Genomic DNA, 25064 nt, shown 5'->3' with positions numbered 1-25064 from the left:
CTTGCCACACCACGCCTCGCTCCGCCGCCTCGGTGCCGTCGCCCTGCTGGCGCTGGCGGCCGTGCCGCTGCTGTGGACCGCACTGGAAGCGTTGCGCAGCGGCAGCCACCCGGCCGCCTGGCGCAGCCTGGCGCAAGACCCGACGCTGATTCCCGCCCTGCTGCTCACGTTGTGGACCGGCCTGGCCTCCACCTTGCTGGCGTGGTGGGGCGCGGCCGCGCTGCTGGCGCGTGGCTTCGTGCGCTTTCGCCTGGCGCGCCTGCTGCGCGGACTGCCGCTGATGCTGGCCACGCCCCACGCCGCGCTGGCCATCGGCCTGCTCTTTCTGCTGGCACCCAGCGGCTGGCTGCTGCGCGCGCTCTCGCCCTGGCTCACCGGCTTTGACAGCCCGCCGCCCTGGCTCACCACGCAAGATCCCTGGGGCCTGGGTCTGATCGCTGCTTTGGTGGTCAAGGAGATTCCGTTTTTGCTCTGGACCGCCGCCACGCAACTCCAGCGCGACGACGTGCGCCAGCGCTGGCGCACCGAGCACGCACTGGCGCAAACCCTGGGCTATGCGCCACGCCGCGCCTTCTGGCTGGTGCTGTGGCCGCAGCTCGCCACCCGCTTGCGCTGGCCCTTGCTCGCGGTGCTGGCCTACGGACTCACCGGGGTCGACATGGCGCTCGTCATCGGCCCGGCCACCCCGCCCACGCTGGCCGTGCTGGCCTGGCAGTGGCTGCAGGACGCCGACCCCGCCAACCACACACAAGGTGCGGCCGCCGGCGTGTTGCTCGCGCTGATGGTGTTGGCCTGCAGCGCGCTGTGGCTGGGCCTGCAGCGGCTGCAACGCAAGGCGCTGGCGCATGGCCACGGCGTGCGTGGCTCCAGCGAGCAAGCACCGGGCCGTGACATCGGCCTGTGGCTGCTGGCGGGTGTGTACGCCACCGTGCTGCTGGCACTCGCCGTGGGCAGCGTCAGCGGCGTGTGGGCCTTTCCAGCGGTGTGGCCCCAAAGTTTCACCACCACCGCCTGGCAGCAGGTCGCGCAGAGCAGCGGCACCGTGTTCACCACGCTGTGGCTGGCCACCGGCAGCAGCGTCGTCGCACTGATGTGGAGCGTGGCCTGGCTGGAACTGGCACCGCGCCGTTGGGACGAAACGCTGCGCCCGCTGCTTTACTTGCCGCTGGTGCTGCCCGCCGTGTTGTGGGTGGTGGGGCTGTACGGCGTGGGCCTGCAATGGCGGCTGGAAGGCCAGGCCAGCGGCCTGTTGATCGCCCACACGCTCATGGCGCTGCCTTATGTGCTGCTCTCGCTCAGCCCGGCCTACCTCGGGTTCGATCCGCGCTACGCGCAGCTCACCGCGAGTCTGGGCCGCTCGGAACGGGCCTTCCTGCTGCGCGTGAAATGGCCACTGCTCAAGCGCTCGCTGGCCTCGGCCGCAGCCGTGGGATTTGCGGTCAGCGTGGCGCAGTACCTGCCCACGCTGTACATGGGCGCGGGGCGTTTTGCCAGCGTCACCACCGAAGCCGTCACACTGGCCTCGGGCGGGCAGCGTTCGCTCACCAGCGCCTACGCCGGCCTGCAGCTCGCCTTGCCGATGCTGGCCTTTGCGCTGGCCGCCTGGCTGGGCCGTCCCCGCCGATTCACCAACGCCGCTGCATGACCCTCTCCGTTCACATCCGCCGCCTCGCCACCCGGGACCACACGCTGCTGCAAGACCTGCACATCGAGGTGGCGCCGGGCCGCATCCTCACGCTCATGGGGCCCAGTGGCAGCGGCAAAAGCTCGGTGCTCGCCGCCATCGCCGGCACGCTGCACAGCGTGGCCGAGGGCAGCGAAGCCCTGCGCTTCGAAGGCACAGTGCAGCTGGGCGGGCGCGACCTCACGCGCTTGCCCACCGCACAGCGCGGCATCGGCCTGCTGTTTCAAGACGACCTGCTGTTCGCCCACATGACGGTGGCCGAAAACCTGCTGTTCGCCGTGCCCGCCGGCCCCAGACGCGAGCGCCTGGCCGAGGTGGAACGTGCGCTGCACGAGGCCAGCCTGAGTGGCCTGGGCGCACGCGACCCAGCCACGCTCTCGGGTGGACAGCGCGCGCGCGTGGCCCTCATGCGCGCCCTGCTCGCGCGCCCTCAGGCGCTGCTGCTCGACGAGCCGTTCTCCAGGCTCGACGCCACGCTTCGCGACCAGTTCCGCGCCTTCGTGTTCGACCACCTGCGTGGCAGTGGCGTGCCGGCCGTGCTGGTGACGCACGACGCGGCGGACGTGGCCGACCCGTCCCTCGTTGTGGAGCTCGACCATGCTGGATAGGGTGATCCAGCAGGCACTCAAGCCGGTGCTCAACCGCCTGGCCCGTACCCTGGTGCGCGCGGGCGTGGGCGCCGATGCGCTCAGCTTCATCGGCTTTGCGCTCGGCATGGCCGCGGCCCTGTCCATCGTCTTCCAGCACTTCGCGGCGGGTCTGGTGCTGCTGCTGCTCTCGCGGCTCATGGACGGACTCGACGGCGCGGTGGCGCGCGCCACCACGCCCACCGACCGCGGCGGCTTCCTGGACATCACACTCGACTTCCTGTTCTACGCCTCGATTCCGCTGGCGTTTGCCGTGGGCGACCCGGTGCACAACGCCCTGCCCGCCGCCGTGCTGCTGGCCAGCTTCATCGGCACCGGCAGCAGCTTCCTGGCGTTTGCCATCGTGGCCGCCCAGCGCGGCCTGACATCAACCGCGCTGCCCGACAAAAGCTTCTACTTCCTGGGCGGTCTCACCGAAGCCACCGAGACCATCGCCGCCTTCGTGGCCATGTGCCTGTGGCCGCAGTGGTTTGCGCCGATCGCCTATGGCTTTGCGGCACTGTGCGCCATCACCACCGTGCTGCGCATCGGCTGGGGCTGGCAACGCTTCAAATGACCCGCCGCCTCAGATGCAGTGCACGTCGCGGCGCCGCAGCCACGCCTTTTCAATCTCCACCGCCACGAACAGGCCCACGGCCAGCGCGGCGATGACAACCCAGCTTGTGGCGTCCAGCGCGGCCGTGCCGAACAGCTGCTGCATCGGTGGCGCGTAGGTCAGCAGCAGCTGGAGCACGAGCGTGATCACGCCGGTCCACACCGCCACCGGGTTGCCCAGCAGGGTCTCGCGAGTAAAGCCGCTGGCGGTGAAATGCCGCACATTGAAAAGGTAGAGGATTTCACCCACCACCATCGTGTTGATGACGGTGGTGCGCGCCATCTCCAGGCTGCCGGAGCGCTCCAGCTGCCAGTTGAAGACAAAGAAACACGCGCCCATGAGCAGCAGGCTCACGAACACCACGCGGCCCAGCAGCCAGCGCGTGATGAGCGGCTCGTTCGCGGGTCGCGGCGGGCGCTGCATCGCACCACGCTCGGCCGGCTCGAAGGCCAGCGACATGTCCAGCGTGATGCTGGTGACCATGTTGATCCACAAAATCTGCGCGGCCGTCACCGGCATGGCCAGGCCGGCAAACACCGCCAGCAGGATCAGCCCGGCCTCGCCGCCGTTGGTGGGCAGCACGAAGAGCAGCGATTTCTTGATGTTGTCGAACACGGTGCGACCCTCGCGCACGGCGGCGGCGATGGTGGCGAAGTTGTCGTCGGTGAGCACCAGGTCGGCTGCCTCGCGCGCCGCGTCGGTACCACGCTGGCCCATGGCCACACCGATGTCGGCGGCCTTGAGCGCTGGTGCGTCGTTCACGCCGTCGCCGGTCATGGCGACCAGCCTGCCCCCGGCCTGCAGCGTGGCCACCAGGCGCAGCTTGTGCTCGGGGCTCGCGCGCGCCACCACGTCGGTCTGCGCCAGCCTTGCGTTCAACGCTGCGTCGTCGAGCTGGTCGATCTCGGCGCCGGTCAGTGGCTGGCCATCGCGCAGACCGATCTCGCGGCCGATGGCCGCGGCCGTCACGGCGTGGTCGCCGGTGATCATCACCACGCGGATGCCGGCGCGCTGGCACTCGGCCACCGCCGCCACGGCCTCATCGCGCGGTGGGTCCATCAGACCCACCAGACCCAGCAACGTGAAGCGTGGCGTGATGTCGTCCATGGTGAGCGCCAGCGTGCCCGCCGGCAGTTCGCACTCGGCCAGGGCCAACACCCGCTGGCCCTGCGAGGCGGCCTCATCCATGCGTGCGTGCCAGACCGCAGCATCCATGGGTGCGCCCCCGTTGTCGTGCGTGCACAGCGCCAGCACCCGCTCGGGTGCGCCCTTGAGCAACGCAAACACATGGCCCGCGTGGTCGTGGTGCAGCGTGGCCATGAAGCGGTGTTCGGACTCGAACGGGATCTCGTCCAGGCGCGGTGTGGCAGCAGCCTCTTGCGCCGGGTCCAGGCCGGCCTTGAGCGCCATGGACAGCAACGCGCCTTCGGTGGGGTCACCCGCCAGCGTCCAGCCCGCGCGGGTGGTGTGGTGCAGCTGGGCGTCGTTGCACAGCAGCGCGCAGCGGGCCAGGCGTTGCAGACCGGCGTGGTTCGCCGGGTCCTGCGCCACGCCTGCGCGGTGAAACCCGCCTTCGGGCGCGTAGCCCGCGCCGGTGACCGCCAGCGTGCCGTCGGCCAGCACCGCGCTCACCGCCGTCATCTCGTTGCGGGTCAGGGTGCCGGTCTTGTCGGTGCAGATCACGCTGACCGAACCCAGCGTTTCCACCGCCGGCAAGCGCCGCACCACCGCGCGCTGGCGCGCCATGGCCGCCGTGCCGATGGCCAGGGTGATGGTGACGATGGCGGGCAGGCCCTCGGGAATGGCCGCCACGGCCAGGCCCACCACCGCGAGAAAGAGCGCCAGCGGCGGCAGCCCGCCGATGAAGATGCCGTAGGCGAAGGTGAAGACGCTCACCACCCCGATCACCAGCGTGATCTGGCGCGCGAACTGGTCGAGCCGGCGCGTGAGTGGCGTGGCCAGGATGCCCACATCCGAGACCAACGCGCCGATCCGGCCGATCTCGGTCTGGCTGGCCGTGGCCACCACCACGCCGCTGGCCTGCCCCACGGCCACCGTGGTGCCGGCAAAGGCCATGCACAGGCGGTCACCCACCTGCGCGGCCACATCCACCGGCGCGGCGTCTTTGTCGGCAGGCACCGACTCACCGGTGAGCGCGGACTCGTCGATGCGCAGGTTGCGGGTGCGCAGCAGCCGCAGGTCGGCCGGCACGCGCGCACCCGATTCCAGCAGCACCACGTCGCCCGGCACCAGGTCGGAGGCGTCGATCTCGTGGCGGTCGCCGCCGCGCAACACCGTGGCGCGACTGGCCAGCATGGCTCGCACGGCATCCAGCGCCCGCTCGGCTTTGCCTTCCTGAACGAAACCGATGGCGGCGTTGATCAGCACCACCCCGAGGATCACCGCGGCGTCGAGGTGGTCGCGCAGCCAGAGTGTGACCAGCGCGGCCACGAGCAGCACGTGGATCAACAGGTTGTTGAACTGGCGCAGCCAGCGCACCCACAGACGGGTGGGTGCGCCTTGCTCGATGCGGTTGGGACCGTGCTGCGCCAGGCGCTCGGCGGCCTGGGCGGTCGTGAGGCCGGTTTCGGTGCTGTGCAGGTTCGCGAGCGCGTCCGCGCTTGCGAGTGCGTGCCAAGGCATCGCCACGACAGCACCGGGTTCGAGGTTTGGCATGGGATCGGGCATCGAACCACCTTAACCGGGTCGGCGTGGCGTGGCGATGACTCACGTCAAAAAGTGCAACAGGACATGCCCGAGCAGCCCGTTTGCGGGCTCAACCGTGTCTCGGTGTTTCACGGCAGACCGGGATACCCCGCAGGCGACGGCATGGGAGCGTGGGTTGGTGTAAGAATGCCTTGGCCCCGGCGACCGACAAGTTGCCCACCCACACTGGACATGCCGTGACCTTTCGAAAAATCCTTCTGCTGGCCGTGGTTCTGCTGGGCGTGGCGGCCTTCTTCTTTTTTGATCTGGGACGTTTCCTCAGCCTGGACTACCTCAAGCAGAGCCAGGCGAACTTCGAGGCGCTCTTTGCCGCCGAGCCGCTCAAGGTCTCGCTGGCGTACTTCGCCCTCTACGTGGCGGCCACCGCGCTCTCGTTCCCGGGCGCGACCATCATCACGCTGGCCGGCGGCGCCATCTTCGGCCTTTGGTGGGGCACGCTGCTGGTGTCGTTCGCCTCCAGCCTGGGCGCCACGCTGGCGTTTCTGGTCTCGCGCTTCGTGCTGCGCGACAGCATCGAGGTCAGGTTCGGCAACCGCCTGGCCGAGATCAACCGGGGCATCGAGAAGGACGGTGCGTTCTACCTCTTCACCTTGCGGCTGATCCCGGTGGTGCCGTTCTTCGTGATCAACCTCGTGATGGGCCTGACTCAGATGAAGGCGCTGACCTTCTACGCGGTGAGCCAGATCGGCATGCTGGCCGGCACGCTGGTGTATGTGAACGCAGGCACGCAGCTGGCGCGGATCGATTCGCTCCAGGGCATCCTGAGCCCGGCGCTGCTGGGCTCGTTCGTGCTGCTGGGCCTGTTCCCGCTGATCGCCAAGTGGGTCGTGGGCCTGCTTCAGGGGCGCAAGGTGTACGCGCGCTGGGCCAGCGTTAAGCCCAGGCGCTTCGACCGCAACCTGATCGTGATCGGTGCCGGCGCGGGCGGCCTTGTGTCGGCCTACATCGCGGCGGTGGTGAAGGCCAAGGTCACGCTGGTCGAATCGCACAAGATGGGCGGCGACTGCCTGAACTACGGCTGCGTGCCGAGCAAGGCGCTCATCAAAAGCGCAAAACTGGCCCACCAGATGCGCCATGGCCAGACCTACGGACTGGACAACACCTCGCCCACCTTCAGCTTCAAAGCGGTGATGCAGCGGGTGCAGGACATCGTGCGCGCCATCGAGCCGCACGACAGCGTGGAGCGCTATACCAGCCTGGGCGTGGAGGTGTTGCAGGGCCACGCGAAGCTGGTGAATCCGTGGACGGTGGAGATCGCGCTCAACGACGGCAGCACGCAGACCCTCACCACACGCAGCGTCGTGATCGCCGCGGGCGCGCGCCCCTTCGTGCCGCCCTTGCCCGGGCTGGAAGACAGCGGCTATGTGACCAGCGACACGATGTGGGACCGGTTCGGCGAACTCGACGAGGTACCGAAACGGCTGGTGGTGCTGGGCGGCGGGCCGATCGGCTGCGAACTCGCGCAGAGCTTTGCACGCCTGGGCTCACAGGTGACTCAGGTGGAAATGGGGCCGCGCGTGATGGCGCGCGAAGACGAAGAGGTGAGCGAGCTGGCGCGCCAGGCGCTCATGAAAGACGGCGTGGACGTGCGCACCGGCCACAAGGCCTTGCGCGTGGAAAAAGGAGCCGTTCGGCCTGAGCCTGTCGAAGGCCCCGCGCGCAAGGGCGGCGTTCTCGTGGTCGAACACGCCGGCGTCGAGCAGCGCATCGAATTCGACGAACTGCTCTGCGCGGTGGGTCGCAGCGCGCGCCTCACCGGCTACGGCCTGGAAGAACTGGGCATTCCAATGAACAAGACGGTGGAGACCAACGAGTACCTGCAGACGCTCTACCCCAACATTTACGCCGCCGGCGACGTGGCCGGGCCCTACCAGTTCACCCACGTGGCAGCGCACCAGGCCTGGTACGCAGCGGTCAACGCACTCTTCGGCGACTTCAAGAAGTTCAAGGCCGACTACCGCGTGATCCCCTGGGCCACCTTCATCGACCCCGAGGTGGCGCGCGTGGGTCTGAACGAGCAGGAGGCGAACGAAAAAGGTATTGCCGTGGAAGTGACCAAGTACGGCATCGACGACCTCGACCGCGCGATCGCCGACAGCGAAGCCCACGGCTTCGTGAAGGTGCTCACCGTGCCGGGCAAGGACACCATCCTGGGCGTGACCATCGTCGGCACGCACGCAGGGGACTTGCTGGCCGAGTACGTGCTGGCCATGAAACACGGCCTGGGCCTCAACAAGATCCTGGGCACCATCCACACCTACCCCACGCTCTCGGAAGCCAACAAGTACGCCGCGGGCGAATGGAAGCGCGCGCACGCACCGCAGAAGCTGCTGGTCTGGGTGGGCAGGTTCCACGACTGGCGGCGCGGTTGAAAGCGCCGGTTCAAACGCTCGCCTCGCTGCTGCTGGCCACCAGCGTCGCCGCCTTGGCGCAGACTTCGCTGCCCACCCTGGTGCAGGCCGATGGCACGCTGAACCCCGCCTGGCGCTTCGTTGGGTTCCCCAAGGCCAAGGCCGACATCTCACCCACCCGCTTTGAAGCGGGCCGTGTGGACGGCGTGGCTGCGGTGCAGGTGGTCACGGCGTCGAGCTATGGCACGCTGGTGCACGAGGGCAGCGGGCCCGCACCGGTCTGGCTGCGGTGGCGCTGGCGCCTGGACACACCGCTGTCGGGTGGAACGGCGCAGCCCGACATCCTCACCAAGGCCGGCGATGACGCGGCGCTCAAGGTCTGCGTGATGTTCGAACACGCGCTGGACCGTGTGCCCTTTGTGGAACGCACCATTCTGCGTATCGCGCGCCGTGTGAGCGGCGAAGCCCTGCCGGCGGCCACCGTGTGCTACGTGTGGGACAGCACCCACCCCGCCCTCACGCAGGGCCCCAACCCCTACACCAAGCGGGTGCGCTTCATCAGCCTGCAAGGCCGGGGTGCGCCGCTGGCACGCTGGGCGCAAGAGTCCCGCGACGTGGCTGCGGACTTCGCCACACTCTTCGCTGACGAGTTGCCAGAGGGTGCTGCCCTGCCCCGCGTCACCCGCGTGCTGCTGGGCGCGGACAGCGACAACACCACAAGCACCAGCAGCGGCTGGGTGGCCGACCTGCACTGGACCGAGCGCGGTCCTTGACACGCCACGTACCATCGGAACCCATGCACCACGGCATCAAAAAACTCCTCCTCCTCGGTGCAGGCCATGCCCACCTGCATGTGCTGGCCAGCTTGGCGCAGCACCGCCCCGCCGATCTGGACGTGACGGTGCTCAGCCCATTCGCGCAGCTGACCTACAGCGGCATGATCCCCGGCTTCGTGGCTGGCCATTACGCCGAGGCCGACTGCCGCATCGCGCTGGAGCCGCTGGTGCGCGCGGCCGGGGCGCGCTGGGTGCAGGGACGCTGCAACGGCATCGATCCGGTGGGCAACGCGGTGAGCGTGACGGCGGCCGGGGGCGCGCAGGGCGTGCCCGCCACGCTGGGTTTCGACACCCTCTCGATCGACACGGGCGCGGTGATCGACCGTGCCCGCCTGGAAGTCGACATGCCGGGAGCGGCCACCCACGCACTCGCCGTGCGTCCCATCGAAGCCTTTGCCCAGCTCTGGCCCCAGGTGCTGCAGCTGGCCCAGCGCCAGCCGGTGTCGCTCGCGGTGGTGGGCGCGGGTGCGGCGGGCATCGAACTCGTGCTGGCGGCAGAGCAAAGCATTCGCCAGCAGGGCATGCCCGGTGCGCGATTCACGCTCGTCACCGGTGGACCCGAGGTGGCCGACAGCTACCGCCCCGCGGTGCGGCACAAGGTGTTGCGCCAGCTCAAGCGGCGCGGCATCACGGTGCTGCGCGAGGCCTGCGTGGGCATCAGCGCCGGCGAGGTGCTGCTCAGCAACGGCGCGCGACTGGCCTGCGACGTGCCGCTGCTGGCCATCGGCACCCACGCACCACCCTGGCTTCAAGGCAGCGGTCTGGCCTTGTCGGACGCTGGGCATGTGCTGGTCAACGCGTTTCAGCAAAGCACCAGCCACCCCCACGTGTTTGCCGCCGGTGACGTGGCCTGCCGCGCCGACACGCCGCACGCCAGCAGTGGTGTCCATGCGGTGCGCGCCGGCCCGCCGCTGGCGCACAACCTGCTGGCGGTTCACCAGCGCAAACCCCTGAAATCCCACCAGCCGCCAACCAACACACTCAACCTGCTGTCGTGCGGCACCGGCCATGCCATTGCGAGTTACGGCGCGTGGAGTGTGGAGGGCGCCTGGGCCTGGCGCTGGAAAGACCGCATCGACCGCGGCTTCATCGAGCGCTACCGGATCGGACCGCGCCCAGCCGCTCAGGCCTCGGGTGAACCGGTGTCCTGAGCACCGCGCTCCAGATCGCTGCGGGCCTCACGAGCCAGCAGCTGGTAACGACGCCGGAATTCGTCCAGGTTGTCCTGTTCCAGCTCCTCCAGGTCCAGCAGCGCGTTGTGTGCGCCCCTGGTCGCGCGGATCAGTTCGTCGATCTTGATCTGCAAGGCCTCGGCGTCGCGGTTCTGGGTGTTCTGTATGAGGAACACCATGAGAAAGGTGACGATGGTGGTACCGGTGTTGATCACCAGCTGCCAGGTGTCGCTGTAGCCAAACAGCGGCCCGGTGACCAGCCAGACAACGATGACCGCCGCCGCCAGCACAAAGGTCTTGGGGCGACCGCTCAGCCTTGCGATCTGGTTGGCGAACTGTGAATACCCGATTCGTCTGCCCATGCGCGTTCTCCTCAATACCATGTGTGAACCATGCTACCCGCCCCGGTACGGCGAAGGCACACGGCCTTCAGCAGCCGAGTTGCTCGGCCAGGTGCACCAGGCTCTTCGCGTGAAAGGTGTTGGCCGCATCGGCCGACACGTCCTTGGGGTGGTTCGCGCCGAACTCCAGCGGCCGCTCGATGTAGGCCGTGCGCAAGCCGCAGGCCCGCGCGGCAGCCAGATCGTCCTGGTGGGCGGCCACCAGCATCACATCAGACGGCGGCACGTCAAACACGCGCGCCACACCGAGGTAGGTGGCCGGATCGGGTTTGTAGGCACGGAACACCTCGGCCGAGAGCACGCAGTCCCACGGCAGGCCGGCGCGTTTGGCCATGTTGGTGAGCAGGCCGATGTTGCCGTTGGACAGGCTGCAGATCGTGTGGCGTGTCTTCAGGCGCGTGAGCCCGGCCACCGTGTCGGGCCAGGGGTCCAGCCGGTGCCAGACCTTGTTGAGGTGCTGCTTCTGGGCCTCGGTCAGCGAACTCAATCCGAACCGCGGTAAGAGCTCGTCGAGGATGAGCCGGTGCAGGTCATCGATCAGTGTCCAGCCCAGTTCGCCAGAGCGCACCCGCTGCATGGCCGGCTGGTAACCCGAGCGCCAGGCGAGTGCAAAGGCATCGGCGTCCACCTGCGGGTAGAGCGCCGCCACCTCGCGTGTGATGCTGCCGTGCCAGTCGACCACGGTGCCAAAGATGTCGAAAGCGAGGATGGGGGTGGAGGTCATGGGCGGTGGGTGACATGGTTTTTTGCAGATTCACGAAAATTTCATGAATTTGCAAAAAATGGGATTCAGCGCTGTTTGAGCGCCGTGACCTCGATCTCGATCTTCATGCGGGGATCGAGCAAACCCGCCGTGATCATCATGGCCGCGGGGCGGGCGGTGCCCAGGTGTTTGCGCAGCACCGGCCAGCAGGCTTCGAAGTCGGCGCCGTCGGGCAGCACGTAGTTCACGCGCACCACGTCGTCCAGGCTGGCACCGGCCTGCCGGAGCGCGGCGGCAATGTTCTGCATGCACTGCTCGGCCTGCTCCACCACGTTGTCCGAAATGGTCATGGCGGTGTAGTCAAAGCCGGTGGTGCCCGAGACGAACACCCAGTCACCCGCGACCACGGCGCGGGAGTAACCAATCTGCGCCTCAAACGGCGAACCGGAGCTGATGTGCCGTCGCTCCATGGCTCAGCGCACTTCCAGCCGCACGCCGTCGGCTGCGGGCGCCACGATCTCGCCGATGTCGGCCGCGGCAGCAAAGCCATGCTGCTCAAAGATCGCCAGCACCGCGTCCACCGCCTCGGGCGCGCAGGCCACCAGCAGACCGCCGCTGGTCTGCGGGTCGGACAGCAAGGCCTGGTCCACCGGCTGCAGGCCAGCACCCAGGCGCACTTCGTGGCCGTAGGCGGCCCAGTTGCGACCCGAAGCCCCGGTGACCATGCCGGCGGCCGCCAGTTCGCGCACGCCCGCGATCAGCGGCACGCTCGCCATGTCGATGCGCACCGTGGTGTTGGCGCCGCGCGCCATTTCCATCACATGGCCGGCAAGGCCAAAGCCGGTGATGTCGGTGAGCGCGTGCACGCCGTCCAGTGCCGCAAGGTCGGGGCCGGGCGTGTTGAGCTTGGTGGTGTTGGCGATCATCTGCGCGTAGCCCTCGGTGCTCAGCGCGTCCTTCTTCAGTGCGGCCGAGAGCACGCCCACGCCGATCGGCTTGCCCAGGATCAGGCGGTCGCCCACCTTCGCGTCGGCGTTGCGCTTCACGCGTTTGGGGTGCACCAGGCCCAGGGCCACGAGGCCGTAGATGGGTTCGACCGAGTCGATGGTGTGACCACCCGCGATCGGAATGCCGGCGGCACGGCACACGTCCTGCCCACCCTGGAGGATCTTGCCGATGGTCTCGGTCGACAGCACGTTGATGGGCATGCCGACCAGGGCCAGCGCCATGATGGGTGTGCCGCCCATGGCGTACACGTCGCTGATGGCGTTGGTGGCGGCGATGCGGCCAAAGTCGTACGGATCGTCCACGATGGGCATGAAGAAATCGGTGGTGGCGATCAGCGCCTGCTCGTCATTGAGCTGGTACACCGCCGCGTCGTCCGCCGTCTCGATGCCGACCAGCAGTTCCTTGGGGATCGGCATGGCGGCCGTGCCCTTCAAGATTTCGCTGAGCACGCCGGGCGCGATCTTGCAGCCGCAGCCGCCACCGTGCGAGAGACTGGTGAGGCGGGGCTGGGTGGCAGCGGTGGGTGTGGGTGCGTTCATGGGGGGTCTCCAGGAGAAAAGAAATCGGTCGCGCCGGTTCAGCGCAGCTCGTCAAGCAGGGCCAGCAAGGTGGCCTGTTCGGTGCGCGGATCGAACAACGGCGCTCGGGCCTCACATTGTGCTTGCAGGGTGGCGAGCCTGCCAGCGGGTGCGCCCAGGCCCGCGCGGCAGGCGCGCAAGGACTGCACCAGCGCGGGCGCATCGCCCGGCGGGAAATAGCCGCCATAGCCGGTGCCCAGCATGCCCACGTTGCCCGGAATGTGCGATGCCAGCACCGGCGTGCCACACAGCAGTGCCTCCATCAGCACGTGGGCCCCGCCCTCCATGCGGCTGGTGTGCACCAGCAGGTGCGCGCGCTGCATGCGAGCGCGGGTCGCGCCATGCGGCAGGCCGCCAAGCCAGCGGTAGTGCGGGCAGGCCTGCGCGGTGGCCTGCGCTGCCGCGCCCAGCGCGGGGTCGATCGCGGCACCGATGTGGTCGATGTGGATGCCTTCGTCGGGTGCCAGCAGGCGCGCGGCTTCAAACAAGGTCTGGGGCCATTTTTCATCGCGCAGGTGGCCCACCATCACCGCCCGCAGGTGGGCCGTGGTCTTGGGCAGCGTCTGACGCCGCGTGCCCGACTGGAAGACCACCCGGCACTTGCCGCGCAGGGCCTCGGGCAGTGCCAGAGGACCCTGCTCCTGCAGCACGATGAGCCGGTGCGCCAGCGCCAGCGAACGCTGGGCGCTCGCGTCGGTGGCGATGTCGCGGTAGAGGTCGGTGCCGGTCAGTGCCAGCACCAACGGGCGGCCGGGATGGGTCTCGGCCCAGGCCGCCACCGACGCGGCCGAGCGGCGCGCGTGCAGGGCGAGCAACACATCGGCATCGGTGCCCGTCCATGCCTTCACCACCGTCACCCGATAATGACCCGCGAGCAAACGCGCCCAGCGGCGAGCGGTTTGCCAGTTGCCGTTGTTGGCATCGGCCAGGGCCGGCGTGACGATACAGAGTGAGGGTTTGTTCATGGGCTTGAGCGAGTCGTCGATTGTGAGCGAGGCCCCGTCGGGCGGGCAGCGTGTCGCCGACATGGCCCGCCATGCGGGAAGGGAACCACTGGCCGCCGCGCTGGTGGACGCGCGCGATCGCACGCTGCACCAGTTCGCAGCCTTCGAAGCGGCACTCGGCGCCGGTCTGCGCGTGCCCTGCCAACCCGAGCTCAACCTGCCGCTGTGGGAGCTCGGCCACATCGGCTGGTTTGCCGACTGGTGGATCGCCCGCAACCCCCAGCTGAACCGCGGCGCGCAGGCCAACCCCCACGCCATGCGGCACCAGGCGCGCCAGGCCGCCCACGGCATCGACGCGGATGCGCTCTACGACTCCAGTGCGGTGTCGCACGACCGGCGCTGGCAACTCGACTTGCCGGATGCCGACAGCACACGTGCCAGCCTGGCGGCGGGTCTGGACGACACGCTGGAGCGCCTGCAGGACGCCACCGACGACGACAACGGGCTGTACTTCTTCCGGCTCGCCCTCTTCCACGAAGACATGCACGCCGAAGCCGGCGTGTACATGGCGCAGGCGCTGGGCATCGCTGCGGGCCAGCCCTTGCCGCCCGTTCGGACGGAGCACGTCCAGGTGCCCACCCGCATGGCCACGGTCCGCGTGCCGGCCACCCGCTGGACACTGGGCTGGACCGGCCCCGGCTTTGCCTTTGACAACGAACTCGACGCGCATCCGGTGGAGGTGGCCACCGCCGAGATCGATGCCCGTGCCGTCACCTGGGCGCGTTACCTGCCGATGGTGGACGCCGGCCTGGCCGATGTGCCGCGTTACTTGCGGCGCACACCCAGCGGCTGGGAAGCACAGCGCTTCGGCACCTGGCAGGCGCTGGACCTGCAGGCCGTGGCCTGCCACCTCAGCGCGAACGAGGCGCAGGCCTGGTGCCGCTGGGCCGGGCGGCGCCTGCCGACCGAAGCCGAGTGGGAAGTGGCGGCGCACAACGCACCGGGCTTTGCCTGGGGCGAGGTGTGGGAGTGGACCGCCAGCCCCTTCGCGCCCTTTCCCGGCTTCAAGCCCCATCCTTATGTGGACTACTCGCAGCCCTGGTTCGATGGCCGCCCGGTGCTCAAGGGCGCCAGCGCCGCCACCCACCCGCGCATGCGCCACCCCCGCTACCGCAACTACTTTGCCGCAGAACGCAACGACATCTTTGCCGGCTTTCGCAGCGTGCGCGCCTGAGCGTCACCGACCCTTCCGGTGGCCATCGGGCGTGGCGCCAGTCAGTCGGCGGAACATCGCAATGAAGGCCGAGGTGGACGCGTAGCCCAGGTCTTGCGCGATGTGCTCCACCTTCTCGCCGGCTTCCAGCAGGGCCATGGCCTTCACGGTGCGCAGCCGCTGCCGCCATTCGGCCAGCGTCATGCCCAGCTGGCTCTGGCAACGGCGCATGAGCGTGCGCTCGGTGGTGTGCGCAAAAGCCGCCCATTCGGCCACCGATCGCGGATCACCAGGTGCAGCTTCCAGCGCCTGCAGCACCGGCGCGAGCAGTGGGTCGCTGGACGTGGGCAGGTAGCTGCCGCTCACCGGGGCCACCTCCAGCTGGTCCAGCACCACCTGCAGCAGCCGCTCGTGCGACGCGCCCTGCGCGAGCGCGGGCGGCGTCTGGCGCAGGTGCTCCAGCAGGCCGTGCAGCAAAGGGCTCACCGTGAGCGCGCACACCTGCGCCGGCATGCGCACCGCGCGCTGGGGCATCACGTAGACCGAACAGAAAGAGGCCTCCTGGCGGTTCATGCCGGTGTGGTCCACGTCGGGTGGCAGCCACAGGCCGTATTGCGGCGGGATGAGGTAGTGCTCGGTGGCGAGCCGCACCTCCATCACGCCGCTGAAGGCGTAGACAAACTCGCCCCATTGGTGGCGGTGGTGCGGATAGGCCGCGTCGGCGGGCATCTGCGCAGCGCGAAAGACGACTTCGGCAGGCAGCGCGTCGGTGAACGGCGCGGTCTGCAGGTGCTGGGTGCGAGGGCGGGCCTGGGGGCGGGGCATTTTGACGGTCCGGGGGGATGGCTTGTCTGATTCTCGTTATCTGACGCACAACAGTCAAAGGGACAATCACCACCCAAGCAACCAACGAATGCCTTTGTGGACACCCGACAAGCCCTCGACGCCCGAGCCATCGGCCTGATGGTCGTGCTCTGCCTGACCTGGAGCATGCAGCAGATCGCCCTGAAGGCCACTGCCCAGGACTTCTCTCCCATCCTGCAGATAGCGGTGCGCTCGGGCATGGCTGCGGCCCTGGTGGGTCTGCTCATGTGGCACCGTGGCGAGGCATCGTTGTTCACCGATGGCGCCTGGAAGCCCGGCGCGGTGGCGGGCGCCCTGTTTGGCCTGGAGTTCCTGCTTGTGGGCGAAGGGCTGGGCCACACCTCGGCCGCCCACATCGTGGTGTTTCTGTACACCGCGCCGATCTTCGCGGCCCTGGGCCTGCAGTGGAAACTGCCCTCCGAGCGGCTGGCCCCCATGCAGTGGCTGGGCATCCTGATGGCCTTCGCGGGCATCGCCATTGCCTTCCTGCTGCGCGGCACACAGGGCAACCACGACTGGTCGCGCATGCTCTGGGGCGACCTGCTGGGTCTGCTGGGCGGAGCGGCCTGGGGCGCCACCACGGTGGTCATCCGCACCACCCGCCTGAGCAGCCTGCCGGCCACGCAGACGCTGATCTACCAGTTGCTCGGCGCGTTTGTGCTGCTGCTGCCGGCGGCGTTCCTGATGGGGCACACCACCTTCAACCCGACCCCGGTGGTCTGGGTCAGCCTGGCGTTCCAGTCGGTGGTGGTGGCCTTCGTCAGCTTCCTGGTGTGGGTCTGGCTGATGCGCCACTACCTGGCCTCCAGGCTGGGCGTGCTGTCCTTCCTCACACCCTTGTTCGGCGTGGTGCTGGGCGCCTGGCTGCTCAACGAGCCCATCGAGTCGGGTTTCCTGACGGGCGCCTTGCTGGTACTGGCCGGTGTGGTGCTGGTGAGCGGCCATGCCTGGTTCAGCCAGATGTGGCGGCGATTTCGCGACTGAGGGGTCAGGCGGGCGGTGTTCCCGCTCTTGACTTTCGCACCAATGGCGTCCGAAATGGCGTCCATGCACACAGCACAGCACATCGACAGCGCAGAGGAACAACGCCAAAAGAACCAGCTGCTGCTGAAGATGGCGGGCCACGCGGCCCGGCTGGGCGGCTGGACCTTTGACGCGGTGTCGCAAGAGCTGGTGTGGTCCGACGAGACCTGCGAGATTCACGACCGCCCCGCACGGCACCGACCGACACTCGACGAAGGCATTGCGTACTACCTGCCCGACTACAGGGACATGGTGGTTCACATGGTTGACCGGTGCCTTGACGAGGGTGTGTCATTCGACTTCGAGGCCGAGCTGTTGACGGCCACACAGCGCACGATCTGGGTGCGCGCCATCGGCGAAGCCGTGCGAGATGCCAGCGGAACGGTGACCGGCTTGCAGGGCGCGTTGCAGGACATCACAACGCAGCGACGCAACGAGCTGGAGCGCAACGCGCTGGCGACCAAGCTCAGCGCCACGCTGGCCGACATGTCCGATGCGTTCTTCACACTGGACAGGAACTGGGTCATCACCTATGTCAACGAGGAGATGACACGTTCGGTGAACCGCACACGCGAGGAGATGCTGCACAGGTTGCTGTGGGATGTTTTCCCCGGCACCAAGGACAGCCGCTTTCATGCCTGCTACCTGCGGGCCATCGAGACGGGCAAGGTCGCCACCGAAGTGGAGTTCTACGAGCCGCTGGGCAAGTGGTTCGAGTTGCGATCGCATCCGACCGACGATGGCGTGGCGGTCTACTTCCAGGACGTCACGCAACGGCGCAAGGACGAAGAACAGCTGCGCTTGCTGCAGGCCTGCGTGGAACGCATGAACGACATCATCGTCGTCACCGATGCGGAGCCCGTGGAAGGTCTTTGGCCCCGGGTGATCTATGTCAACCAGGCCTTCGAGCGCAACACCGGCTACCGGCCCGACGAGATCATCGGCAAGACGCCTCGCATCCTGCAGGGACCGCGCACGCAGCGCGACGTGCTGGACCGCATTCGCGCCAGCCTGCAGCGGTGGGAGCCGGTGCGCGAGGAAATCCTCAACTACAAGAAAAACGGCGACGAAATCTGGCTGGAGCTCGACATCGTTCCGATTGCCGATGCCGCTGGCCACTACACGCACTGGATCTCGATCGAGCGCAACATCACCGAGCGCAAACGCGCCACCGATGCGCTGCGCCAGCGAGACAACCTGCTCAGGGTGGGTGGCCGGGTCGGCAAGATCGGGGGCTGGACTGCCCTGCCGGCGGTCAACGCGGTGCAGTGGTCCGACGAGATCTACCTCATGCTGGACTGGCCCCGGTCTTCGCCCCCCACCCTGGGCGAATTCCTGTCGATCTTTTCCCCCGATTCGCGCGCGGCATTCAAGGCTGCGCTCGACGAGTGCATGGCCCAGGGCGCGAGCTTTGATCGCGAATTTCAGGTGACCACCTGCGCGGGCCACCTGAAGTGGGTGCGTGTGGCCGCGGAGCCGGCCTTGGCCGAAGGGGGCGAGGTGAGCGGCGTGCATGGCGCGCTGCAGGACACCACGTCGATGAAGCAGGTGGAGGAACGCCTGCGGGAACAGGCTGCGCTGCTCGACAAGGCCCAGGACGCCATCTGGGTGCTGGACCTGGACGGCAACGTGGCTTTCTGGAACCCGAGCGCCGAACGCATTTACGGCTGGACGGCGGAAGAGGTCGGGCGCCGGGGGGCGCGGGAGCTGCTGTTTCAGGACACGGGCGTGTTCGACCGTTGCCGGCAGGCGGTGCTGGAACAGGGCGAGTGGGTCGGCGAGATCGAGCACAAGACGCAGGACGACAAACCCTTGCTGCTGGTTTCGCGCTGGACGCTGGTGAGGGACGAAGCGGGACAGCCCCGCTCCATTCTCGCCATCAACACCGATGTGACGCACCAGAAACTGCTGGAGCAGCAGTTCCTGCGCGCACAGCGCATGGAGAGCATCGGCACGCTGGCCGGTGGCATCGCCCACGACCTGAACAACGTGCTGGCGCCGATCATGATGTCGATCGAGCTGCTCAAGGGCTCGCTCCCCGATCCGGACGACCAGGCGGTGCTCAAGACCATCGAGGTGAGCGCGCGGCGCGGCGCCGACATGATCCGGCAGGTGCTGTCGTTCGCCCGCGGCGTCGAGGGCAAACGGCACGAGGTGAGGATCGCCGACGTGCTGCACGACCTCGACCAGATCCTGAGCGAGACCATCTCCAAGAACATCTCCATCGTCATCCGCGTGGCGCCCGATCTCTGGCAGGTGCAGGCCGACCCGACGCAGCTGCAGCAGGTGCTGCTGAACCTGTGCGTGAATGCGCGCGATGCCATGGTCAATGGCGGGCGCATCGCCATTTCGGCCGAGAACATGATGGTGGACGAACACTACGCAGCGATGAACATCGAGTCGCGCGTGGGCGCCTACGTGAAGATCGAGGTGGAGGACAACGGCGCCGGCATCCCCTCCGACATCCAGGAGCGTGTCTTCGATCCCTTCTTCACCACCAAGCCCATGGGCGAAGGCACGGGCCTGGGTCTGGCCACCACACTGGCCATCGTCAAGAGCCACGGGGGTTTCATTCGCCTCTACAGCGAGGTGGACAAAGGCACGCGCTTTCGCATCTACCTGCCCGCCGACCCGCACGCCTTGGGCGCACCGAGCGGCCCCGCGCAAACCGCCGTGCCGCGTGGCCATGGCGAACTGATCATGGTGGTGGACGATGAAGCCGCCATCCGGCAGGTCACGCGCCAGACCCTGGAGGCCTATGGCTACCGCGTGGTCGTGGCGTCCAACGGAGCGGAAGCGGTGGCGCTGTACGCGCAGAACATCCAGGGCATTGACCTCGTGCTGACCGACATGATGATGCCGGTGATGGACGGCCCTGCCACCGTCCAGGCGCTGCGGCAGATCAACCCGGCGGTCAGGCTCATCGGTGCCAGCGGCATCTCCCAGGACGGCAAGGTGGCCCGGGCCGCTGGCGCGGGCCTCAACCACTTCCTGCCCAAGCCTTACACCGCCGAGGCCATGCTCCGGCTGATCGACACGGTGCTCAAGACATAGCTCAGACCGGCGCCCAGAACACGCTGAACCAGCCCTGGTCGTCGCTCCAGTGGCGCGCCGGGCCGAAGCCCGCGTCCCGCAACAAGCCTTCAAAGGCCTCGGGTTGCCACTTGTACGAACTCTCGGTGTGCAGGCGCTCACCCGCAGCAAAGATCCGCTGCCCACCTGGCCAGCGCACGGTCTGCGGCGCCGTGGTCTCCAGGTGCATCTCGATGCGCGACAGCGCCGTGTTGAACAGCCCCACGTGGCGCCAGGCGGCCGGTGCGAAGTCGGTGCCGAGCACGCGGTTCACGTTGAGCAGCAGGTTGCGGTTGAAGGCAGCGGTGACGCCCAGCGCGTCGTCGTAAGCGGGCTCCAGCACGGCGGCTGGCTTGACGCGGTCCACACCGATCAGCAGCCCACCGCCCGCGCCGCCCGAGCGGCACACTGCATGGGCCTGCCTGAGCAGGGCGAGCGCCTCGGCGGGGTTGAAATTGCCGATGCTGGAGCCGGGGTAGAAGACCACGCGCGGCGCCAGCGCTGCCGGGCCCTCGGCCAGCCAGTCGGCCACGTCGGCACCGAGCGCGAAACGGCTTGAGAAATCCATGCCCAGGCCCAGCATGGCCAGCGCGGGGTGCTGCTTCTGCAGTTGCTGCAAGGTGTCGCGCAAGTACTCCACCGAGATGTCGATCGCCACATACGCCGAAGGACGCAGCACCGGGAACAGGCGCGCGGCCTTGGCGCAACTGCCGGCACCCAGGTCGAGCAGGATGGAGCCACCCGGCACGGCGCGCGCCATGTCGGCGCCGTGCTGCTGAAAGATCGCCGCTTCGGTGCGTGTGGGGTAGTACTCGGGCAGCTCGGTGATGGCATCAAACAGGCGCGAGCCCAGCGCGTCGTACAAGAACTTCGGCGCAATGTTCGCCGGCGTCTCCAGAAGACCGGTCACGAGTTCGGCGCGCAGCGCGGCGCGGTCCTCGTGGTGCAGCTGGATGAAGGGCGGGGCTTCGGTCGGGTGGTGCATGGGGGCTTTCGGGAAGGGTCTTTATAGCGGAGCGGCTTTCAAAAGTCGGGGCTGTGACCCACTTTCTTACAGGGTCTTGCAAAGCTGACGGTCTTGGCCCGGTGCGCCAGCGGGTTGAAACATGTCGGGTCTAATACGCCCTCCCCCAATCCCTCTTCACTGGATTACCCATGTTCACAGCCTCCTCACGCACCCTGCGCGCACTCTTCACCTGCGCCGTGCTCAGCCTCACAGCCGCCGCCCACGCGCAAACCGTGTTCCGCGTCACCACCATCCCCGAAGAAGCCGCCACCGAGCAGATCCGCAAGTTCACGCCCCTGGCCGCGTACCTGGAGAAGGAACTCGGCGTGAAAGTCGAATTCACCCCGGTGAGCGACTACCCCGCCGCCGTGGAGGCGCTGGTCAACAAGAAGGTCGATCTGGTCTGGTTCGGTGGTTTCACGTTTGTGCAGGCCAACATCCGCTCGGGCGGCAAGGTCGTGCCACTGGCCCAGCGCGAAGAAGACACGCGCTTCCAGTCGGTCTTCATCGCCAAGACCGATTCGGGCATCAAGAGCCTGGCCGACATGAAGGGCAAGCAGGTGTCGTTCGGTTCGCAGAGCAGCACTTCGGGCCACCTGATGCCGCGCAGCTTCCTGCTGGCCGCCAGCATCGAACCTGAGAAAGACTTCCGCCGCATCGCCTACAGCGGCGCGCACGACGCCACCATCGCGTCCGTGGTCAGCGGCAAGGTCGACGCCGCCGCGCTCGACATCACCGTGTGGAAAAAATTCGTCGCCGAGAACAAGGTCGACACCAAAGCGGTGGACGTGTTCTTCACCACGCCGGGTTACTTCAACTACAACTGGTCGGTGCACGCCGACACACCAGCGGCGATGCAGCAGAAGATCAAGGCCGCGCTGATCGGCCTGTCGCCGGCCAACCCCGAGCACGCCGAGATCCTCAAGCTCAACCGCGCCACGCGCTACATCGAAACCAGGCCCGAGAACTACAAGGGCCTGGAAGCCGCTGCGCGCAGCGCTGGCCTGCTCTGATTCGCCGGGCGGTCGGTTGAACATCACACTGCAAGGCGTCTCGGCACGCCACCCGGCCGCGCGCGTGGGCCACGCACCCGCGCTGCGTGCGCTCGATCTGCAGATCGCCTCGGGCGAGCAGGTCGCCGTGATCGGACCCTCGGGCGCGGGCAAGACCACGCTGCTGCAGGTCATGGCCTGCGCGCTGCCACCCACCGAAGGCCAGTTCACGCTCGACGGCCACAACCCCTGGGCGCTGCCGCGCGCCGCTCTGCAGCGCCAGCGCGGCCAGCTCTTCCTGGCCCCGCAGGTACCGCCGCTGCCACCGCGCCAGCGCGTGGTCACCTCGGTGCTGGCGGCCCGCCTGCCCGCCATGGGTTTGCTGAGCAGCCTGCGCTCGCTCTACTACCCCAGCGACATCCCGGCCGCCTTCGAAGCGCTGGACCACTTCGACCTGGCCGACAAGCTCTTCGAGCGGGTGGACCGGCTCTCGGGCGGCGAGCGCCAGCGCGTGGGCCTGGCGCGCGCACTGCTCGCGCCGGCCAGGCTCTGGCTGATCGACGAGCCCTTGTCCGCCCTGGACCCCACGCGCTCGAAACAGGCCGTGGCCGCGCTGCAGGACGGCGCCCGCGAGCGCGGTGTGACACTGGTGGCCACGCTGCACCAGGTGGATGTGGCGCTCGCGCACTTCCCGCGCATCGTCGGTTTGAGAGACGGCCAGCTGGCTTTTGACCTGCCGGCCGCCGAGGTGACGCAGGAACGCCTGGCGCGCCTGTACGACCAGTTCGAACACGAGCTGCGTGGCGAGGTGCCGGTGGTGCCGGCGGTTGAGCCCACCGCCCCGCAACCCGCCGTGATGCATTGCCGCTGAGCATGAGCGCAGCAGCTCCCTTCTTGCGCAGCGCCCCCGCGCGCGACCCTGCGTGGACGGGCCGCGTGTTCTGGCTCGGCCTGGGCGCCGTGCTGCTGTGGCCGCTGATGCTGGCCACCGAGTTCAAGCCCTGGATCTTTCTGGAGCCCGACAACCTCAAGATCACCCGCCAGTTCATCGCCACGTTCTGGCCTTTGGTGGTCAACGCGGAGTTCATGGGCATGGTGGCGCGCGAGACCTGGCGCACCGTGGCCATGGCCACCGCCGGGGTCACGCTGGCGCTGGTGGTGGCGATCCCGCTGGCGCTGATGTCGGTGCGCCTGCTCTCGGTGTCGGCGCTATCAGGCCGCATGGCGCGCGGGCCGTTCTGGTTCCGCCAGCTCGTCCGGTGGCTGCTGATCGTGCTGCGCAGCGTGCCCGAGCTGGTGTGGGCGCTGGTGTTCGTGCGCGTGGTGGGCCTGGGCCCCACCGCCGGCGTGCTGGCCATCGCGCTCACCTACGGCGGCATGCTGGGCAAGGTGTACGGCGAGATTCTGGAGAGCGGCGAATCGCACGCCACCGAAACCCTGCTGCGCAACGGCAGTGGCCGCCTGCAGACCTTCTTTTACGGCCTGCTGCCGACCAACGCGGCCGAGCTCACCAGCTACACGGTGTACCGCTGGGAGTGCGCGATCCGCTCGTCGGTGGTGCTGGGCTTCGTGGGCGCCGGTGGCCTGGGCCAGCAACTCGACAACTCGATGAAGATGTTCAACGGCGGTGAAGTCGCCACCATGCTGCTGGTGTTTGTGCTCCTGGTGGCGCTGGCGGACCGGGTGAGTTCGTGGCTTCGGAAATCGCTCGGATGAAACCCGCCGCCGCCAACCCACCCTACAAGCTGCCCACGCGCATCTTCGACGCGCGCTGCAAGGCCTGCTGGTTCATGGCCGGCCTCATCGTGCTGGTGGTCGCCAGCTTCGCCTCGCTGGATTTGCAGTGGGCGCAGTTCCTGTCGTTTGAAGCCGCGCGCAGCATGGGCCGATTCGTGGCCGAGTTCTTCCCGCCCGACCTCTCGCCGGTGTTCGTGAAGAAGGTCGCCATCGGCGCATGGGAAACGCTGGCCATGTCGGCGCTGGGCACGGCGCTGGCCGCCGCAGCCGGCCTGGCGCTCGCCCTGCCTGCGAGCCGCCTGCACTCGGGCGACGCCGCGTGGAGCCGAACCCCCACGCGCTGGGTGCTCAACGCGCTGCGCAGCATCCCCGAGCTGGTGTGGGCAGCACTCCTGCTCATCTCGGCCGGCCTTGGCCCGTTTGCCGGCACGCTCGCGCTGGCCTTTCACACCACCGGCGTGCTGGGCCGCCTGTTTGCCGAAGCGATCGAGAACGCACCGCCCGGCCCGGGCGCCGCATTGCGCGTGCAAGGTGTGGGCAATGGCCGTGTGTTCCTCTACGCCACGCTGCCTCAGGTGCTACCGCAGCTCATGAGCTACACGCTGTACCGCTGGGAAAACAACATCCGCGCCGCCGCCGTGCTGGGCGTGGTGGGCGCGGGCGGCCTGGGCCAGCTGCTGGCGTTTCACATGGGTCTGTTCCAGATGAACAAGACCGCCACCATCCTGGGTGCCATGCTGCTCATGGTGGCGGTGGTGGACGCGGCCAGCCACGGCGCGCGGCGGCGGCTCACGCGCTAGCGTTCAGGCCGACTCGCAGGCATTGCGGTAGCGGGTTTCGTTTTCCAGGATGTGCTCGGTCAGCATCGCGCACGCGGCATCCACATCGCCATCGCCGATCGCGTCCACCAGCACCTGGTGGCTGCTGACGGCGTTGGTGATCGGTGAGCGGTAGCGCAGCGCCGTGAGCTGCGAGCGCAGCAGCTCGTAGGCCGAGCGCAAGTACTGGCTCGGGCAGGCCTCGAAGGTGTTCCAGTGAAACGCCATGTCGATGCGGGCCAGGGCCGGCAGGTCTTGCGCTGCCTCGGCGGCCTTCATCTCCTTCACACACTGCCTGAAGCCCTTGAGCAGGCGCACCGGTTCGCTGGCCATGGCGCCGCGCAGCGCTTCGGTTTCCACCATCACGCGGAAGCGGCAGAGGTGCGTGACCTCCTCGGGTGAGAGGCGAAACACGAAGGTGCCGCGCTGCGGATGGATCTGCACCAGGCCCTGGCCCTGCAGCCGCACCAGCGCCTCGCGCACCGGCGTCTTGCTCACGCCCATGAGCGCTGCCAGCTGGGCCTCCGAGACCTGTTCACCCAGCTTGAGGTCGCCTTTGACGATGGCCTCACGGATGCGTTCACCCACCACCTCGGTGAGCAGGCGGGGTCGTTCCAACTCAAGTTGTTTTGTCATCGTGGGGCGCAGTGTGTGGCAGGCATGAATTCGAACGCAGTGTAAGGGTTTCCCAGC

General features: G+C 68.1%; 22 protein-coding genes. 13 read left to right on the top strand and 9 right to left on the bottom strand.

Annotated elements, in window-relative coordinates; genetic code table 11:
* Position 1: 1 nt before the first annotated feature.
* The 3 genes from F9Z44_RS04945 to F9Z44_RS04935 are packed head-to-tail and all read left to right on the top strand — an operon-like array spanning position 2 to position 2887.
* Positions 2-1645 (top strand): ABC transporter permease, encoded by a 1644-nt coding sequence (locus tag F9Z44_RS04945; RefSeq protein WP_236574258.1) that lies wholly within the window; start codon positions 2-4, stop codon positions 1643-1645.
* Positions 1642-2292 carry an ATP-binding cassette domain-containing protein gene (locus F9Z44_RS04940; protein ID WP_159604111.1) on the top strand — a complete coding sequence of 217 codons (651 nt, stop codon included), beginning with the start codon at positions 1642-1644 and terminating at the stop codon, positions 2290-2292. The genes F9Z44_RS04945 and F9Z44_RS04940 overlap by 4 nt, the downstream gene beginning before the upstream one ends.
* Positions 2282-2887 (top strand): CDP-alcohol phosphatidyltransferase family protein, encoded by a 606-nt coding sequence (locus tag F9Z44_RS04935; protein ID WP_159604110.1) that lies wholly within the window; start codon positions 2282-2284, stop codon positions 2885-2887. The genes F9Z44_RS04940 and F9Z44_RS04935 overlap by 11 nt, the downstream gene beginning before the upstream one ends.
* Before the next feature lie 9 nt (positions 2888-2896).
* Here the strand turns inward: F9Z44_RS04935 and F9Z44_RS04930 are convergent, their stop codons facing one another.
* Positions 2897-5602 carry a cation-translocating P-type ATPase gene (locus F9Z44_RS04930; RefSeq protein WP_201450007.1) on the bottom strand — a complete coding sequence of 902 codons (2706 nt, stop codon included), beginning with the start codon at positions 5600-5602 and terminating at the stop codon, positions 2897-2899.
* Positions 5603-5829: 227 nt separating this feature from the next.
* On the opposite strand from F9Z44_RS04930, the gene F9Z44_RS04925 reads away from it, so the two are divergent.
* The 3 genes from F9Z44_RS04925 to F9Z44_RS04915 are packed head-to-tail and all read left to right on the top strand — an operon-like array spanning position 5830 to position 9991.
* Positions 5830-8025: an FAD-dependent oxidoreductase gene (locus tag F9Z44_RS04925; protein WP_159604108.1), complete on the top strand. Its 2196-nt coding sequence runs from the start codon at positions 5830-5832 to the stop codon at positions 8023-8025.
* Complete coding sequence (locus F9Z44_RS04920) at positions 8022-8777, top strand: DUF3047 domain-containing protein (RefSeq protein ID WP_236574257.1); 756 nt, start codon at positions 8022-8024, stop codon at positions 8775-8777. Before F9Z44_RS04925 ends, F9Z44_RS04920 begins: the two co-directional genes overlap by 4 nt.
* A gap of 23 nt (positions 8778-8800) precedes the next feature.
* Complete coding sequence (locus F9Z44_RS04915) at positions 8801-9991, top strand: FAD-dependent oxidoreductase (protein WP_159604106.1); 1191 nt, start codon at positions 8801-8803, stop codon at positions 9989-9991.
* On the opposite strand, the gene F9Z44_RS04910 is transcribed toward F9Z44_RS04915, so the two are convergent.
* The 5 genes from F9Z44_RS04910 to senB all read right to left on the bottom strand — a co-directional run bounded on the left by F9Z44_RS04910 (position 9964) and on the right by senB (position 13667).
* Positions 9964-10374, bottom strand: coding sequence for a low affinity iron permease family protein (locus F9Z44_RS04910; RefSeq protein ID WP_159604105.1), 411 nt, complete (start codon positions 10372-10374; stop codon positions 9964-9966). The two genes, F9Z44_RS04915 and F9Z44_RS04910, sit on opposite strands and share 28 nt — an antisense overlap.
* A gap of 67 nt (positions 10375-10441) precedes the next feature.
* Entirely contained in the window at positions 10442-11137 is a 696-nt protein-coding gene (locus F9Z44_RS04905; protein ID WP_159604104.1) for a haloacid dehalogenase type II, read from the bottom strand.
* Between the two features lie 65 nt (positions 11138-11202).
* Positions 11203-11586, bottom strand: a complete 384-nt coding sequence (locus F9Z44_RS04900; RefSeq protein WP_159604103.1) for a RidA family protein — start codon at positions 11584-11586, stop codon at positions 11203-11205.
* A gap of 3 nt (positions 11587-11589) precedes the next feature.
* Positions 11590-12663, bottom strand: coding sequence for a selenide, water dikinase SelD (selD, locus tag F9Z44_RS04895; RefSeq protein WP_159604101.1), 1074 nt, complete (start codon positions 12661-12663; stop codon positions 11590-11592).
* A gap of 38 nt (positions 12664-12701) precedes the next feature.
* Positions 12702-13667 (bottom strand): selenoneine biosynthesis selenosugar synthase SenB, encoded by a 966-nt coding sequence (gene senB, locus F9Z44_RS04890; protein ID WP_159604099.1) that lies wholly within the window; start codon positions 13665-13667, stop codon positions 12702-12704.
* On the opposite strand from senB, the gene senA reads away from it, so the two are divergent.
* Entirely contained in the window at positions 13666-14880 is a 1215-nt protein-coding gene (senA, locus tag F9Z44_RS04885) for a selenoneine synthase SenA (protein ID WP_159604098.1), read from the top strand. The two genes, senB and senA, sit on opposite strands and share 2 nt — an antisense overlap.
* A gap of 3 nt (positions 14881-14883) precedes the next feature.
* On the opposite strand, the gene F9Z44_RS04880 is transcribed toward senA, so the two are convergent.
* Positions 14884-15684, bottom strand: a complete 801-nt coding sequence (locus F9Z44_RS04880; RefSeq protein ID WP_159604097.1) for an AraC family transcriptional regulator — start codon at positions 15682-15684, stop codon at positions 14884-14886.
* Between the two features lie 96 nt (positions 15685-15780).
* On the opposite strand from F9Z44_RS04880, the gene F9Z44_RS04875 reads away from it, so the two are divergent.
* Together F9Z44_RS04875 and F9Z44_RS04870 are read left to right on the top strand one after the other, a co-directional pair.
* Entirely contained in the window at positions 15781-16707 is a 927-nt protein-coding gene (locus F9Z44_RS04875) for a DMT family transporter (RefSeq protein ID WP_159604096.1), read from the top strand.
* 63 nt (positions 16708-16770) lie between these two features.
* Positions 16771-19800 (top strand): PAS domain-containing hybrid sensor histidine kinase/response regulator, encoded by a 3030-nt coding sequence (locus tag F9Z44_RS04870; protein WP_159604095.1) that lies wholly within the window; start codon positions 16771-16773, stop codon positions 19798-19800.
* Position 19801: 1 nt separating this feature from the next.
* Here F9Z44_RS04870 and egtD read toward each other — a convergent pair whose 3' ends face one another.
* Entirely contained in the window at positions 19802-20803 is a 1002-nt protein-coding gene (egtD, locus tag F9Z44_RS04865; RefSeq protein ID WP_159604094.1) for an L-histidine N(alpha)-methyltransferase, read from the bottom strand.
* Positions 20804-20973: 170 nt separating this feature from the next.
* On the opposite strand from egtD, the gene F9Z44_RS04860 reads away from it, so the two are divergent.
* The 4 genes from F9Z44_RS04860 to phnE are packed head-to-tail and all read left to right on the top strand — an operon-like array spanning position 20974 to position 24353.
* The gene (locus F9Z44_RS04860) at positions 20974-21837 is read left to right on the top strand and encodes a putative selenate ABC transporter substrate-binding protein (RefSeq protein WP_159604093.1); all 864 of its coding nucleotides are present in this window, start codon (positions 20974-20976) and stop codon (positions 21835-21837) included.
* Between the two features lie 16 nt (positions 21838-21853).
* Positions 21854-22687: a phosphonate ABC transporter ATP-binding protein gene (locus F9Z44_RS04855; protein ID WP_159604092.1), complete on the top strand. Its 834-nt coding sequence runs from the start codon at positions 21854-21856 to the stop codon at positions 22685-22687.
* 2 nt (positions 22688-22689) lie between these two features.
* Positions 22690-23532 carry a PhnE/PtxC family ABC transporter permease gene (locus tag F9Z44_RS04850; RefSeq protein ID WP_159604091.1) on the top strand — a complete coding sequence of 281 codons (843 nt, stop codon included), beginning with the start codon at positions 22690-22692 and terminating at the stop codon, positions 23530-23532.
* Positions 23529-24353 (top strand): phosphonate ABC transporter, permease protein PhnE, encoded by an 825-nt coding sequence (gene phnE, locus F9Z44_RS04845; protein ID WP_159604090.1) that lies wholly within the window; start codon positions 23529-23531, stop codon positions 24351-24353. Before F9Z44_RS04850 ends, phnE begins: the two co-directional genes overlap by 4 nt.
* Positions 24354-24356: 3 nt before the next feature.
* Here phnE and F9Z44_RS04840 read toward each other — a convergent pair whose 3' ends face one another.
* Complete coding sequence (locus tag F9Z44_RS04840; RefSeq protein ID WP_159604088.1) at positions 24357-25007, bottom strand: GntR family transcriptional regulator; 651 nt, start codon at positions 25005-25007, stop codon at positions 24357-24359.
* Positions 25008-25064: the final 57 nt, after the last annotated feature.

The sequence above is a fragment of the Hydrogenophaga sp. PBL-H3 genome, assembly GCF_010104355.1.
Classification (GTDB): Bacteria; Pseudomonadota; Gammaproteobacteria; order Burkholderiales; family Burkholderiaceae_C; genus Hydrogenophaga.
Note: the sequence above shows the minus strand (reverse complement) of the source record. Positions and strands in the feature narration are given on the sequence as shown.

Coding starts and splice junctions, on each gene's coding strand:
- F9Z44_RS04940 (WP_159604111.1), top strand. CDS start 1,642: ATGACCCTCTCCGTTCACATCCGCCGCCTCGCCACCCGGGACCACACG.
- F9Z44_RS04935 (WP_159604110.1), top strand. CDS start 2,282: ATGCTGGATAGGGTGATCCAGCAGGCACTCAAGCCGGTGCTCAACCGC.
- F9Z44_RS04930 (WP_201450007.1), bottom strand. CDS start 5,602: ATGCCAAACCTCGAACCCGGTGCTGTCGTGGCGATGCCTTGGCACGCA.
- F9Z44_RS04915 (WP_159604106.1), top strand. CDS start 8,801: ATGCACCACGGCATCAAAAAACTCCTCCTCCTCGGTGCAGGCCATGCC.
- F9Z44_RS04910 (WP_159604105.1), bottom strand. CDS start 10,374: ATGGGCAGACGAATCGGGTATTCACAGTTCGCCAACCAGATCGCAAGG.
- F9Z44_RS04905 (WP_159604104.1), bottom strand. CDS start 11,137: ATGACCTCCACCCCCATCCTCGCTTTCGACATCTTTGGCACCGTGGTC.
- F9Z44_RS04900 (WP_159604103.1), bottom strand. CDS start 11,586: ATGGAGCGACGGCACATCAGCTCCGGTTCGCCGTTTGAGGCGCAGATT.
- selD (WP_159604101.1), bottom strand. CDS start 12,663: ATGAACGCACCCACACCCACCGCTGCCACCCAGCCCCGCCTCACCAGT.
- senA (WP_159604098.1), top strand. CDS start 13,666: ATGGGCTTGAGCGAGTCGTCGATTGTGAGCGAGGCCCCGTCGGGCGGG.
- senB (WP_159604099.1), bottom strand. CDS start 13,667: ATGAACAAACCCTCACTCTGTATCGTCACGCCGGCCCTGGCCGATGCC.
- F9Z44_RS04880 (WP_159604097.1), bottom strand. CDS start 15,684: ATGCCCCGCCCCCAGGCCCGCCCTCGCACCCAGCACCTGCAGACCGCG.
- F9Z44_RS04870 (WP_159604095.1), top strand. CDS start 16,771: ATGCACACAGCACAGCACATCGACAGCGCAGAGGAACAACGCCAAAAG.
- egtD (WP_159604094.1), bottom strand. CDS start 20,803: ATGCACCACCCGACCGAAGCCCCGCCCTTCATCCAGCTGCACCACGAG.
- F9Z44_RS04860 (WP_159604093.1), top strand. CDS start 20,974: ATGTTCACAGCCTCCTCACGCACCCTGCGCGCACTCTTCACCTGCGCC.
- F9Z44_RS04850 (WP_159604091.1), top strand. CDS start 22,690: ATGAGCGCAGCAGCTCCCTTCTTGCGCAGCGCCCCCGCGCGCGACCCT.
- phnE (WP_159604090.1), top strand. CDS start 23,529: ATGAAACCCGCCGCCGCCAACCCACCCTACAAGCTGCCCACGCGCATC.
- F9Z44_RS04840 (WP_159604088.1), bottom strand. CDS start 25,007: ATGACAAAACAACTTGAGTTGGAACGACCCCGCCTGCTCACCGAGGTG.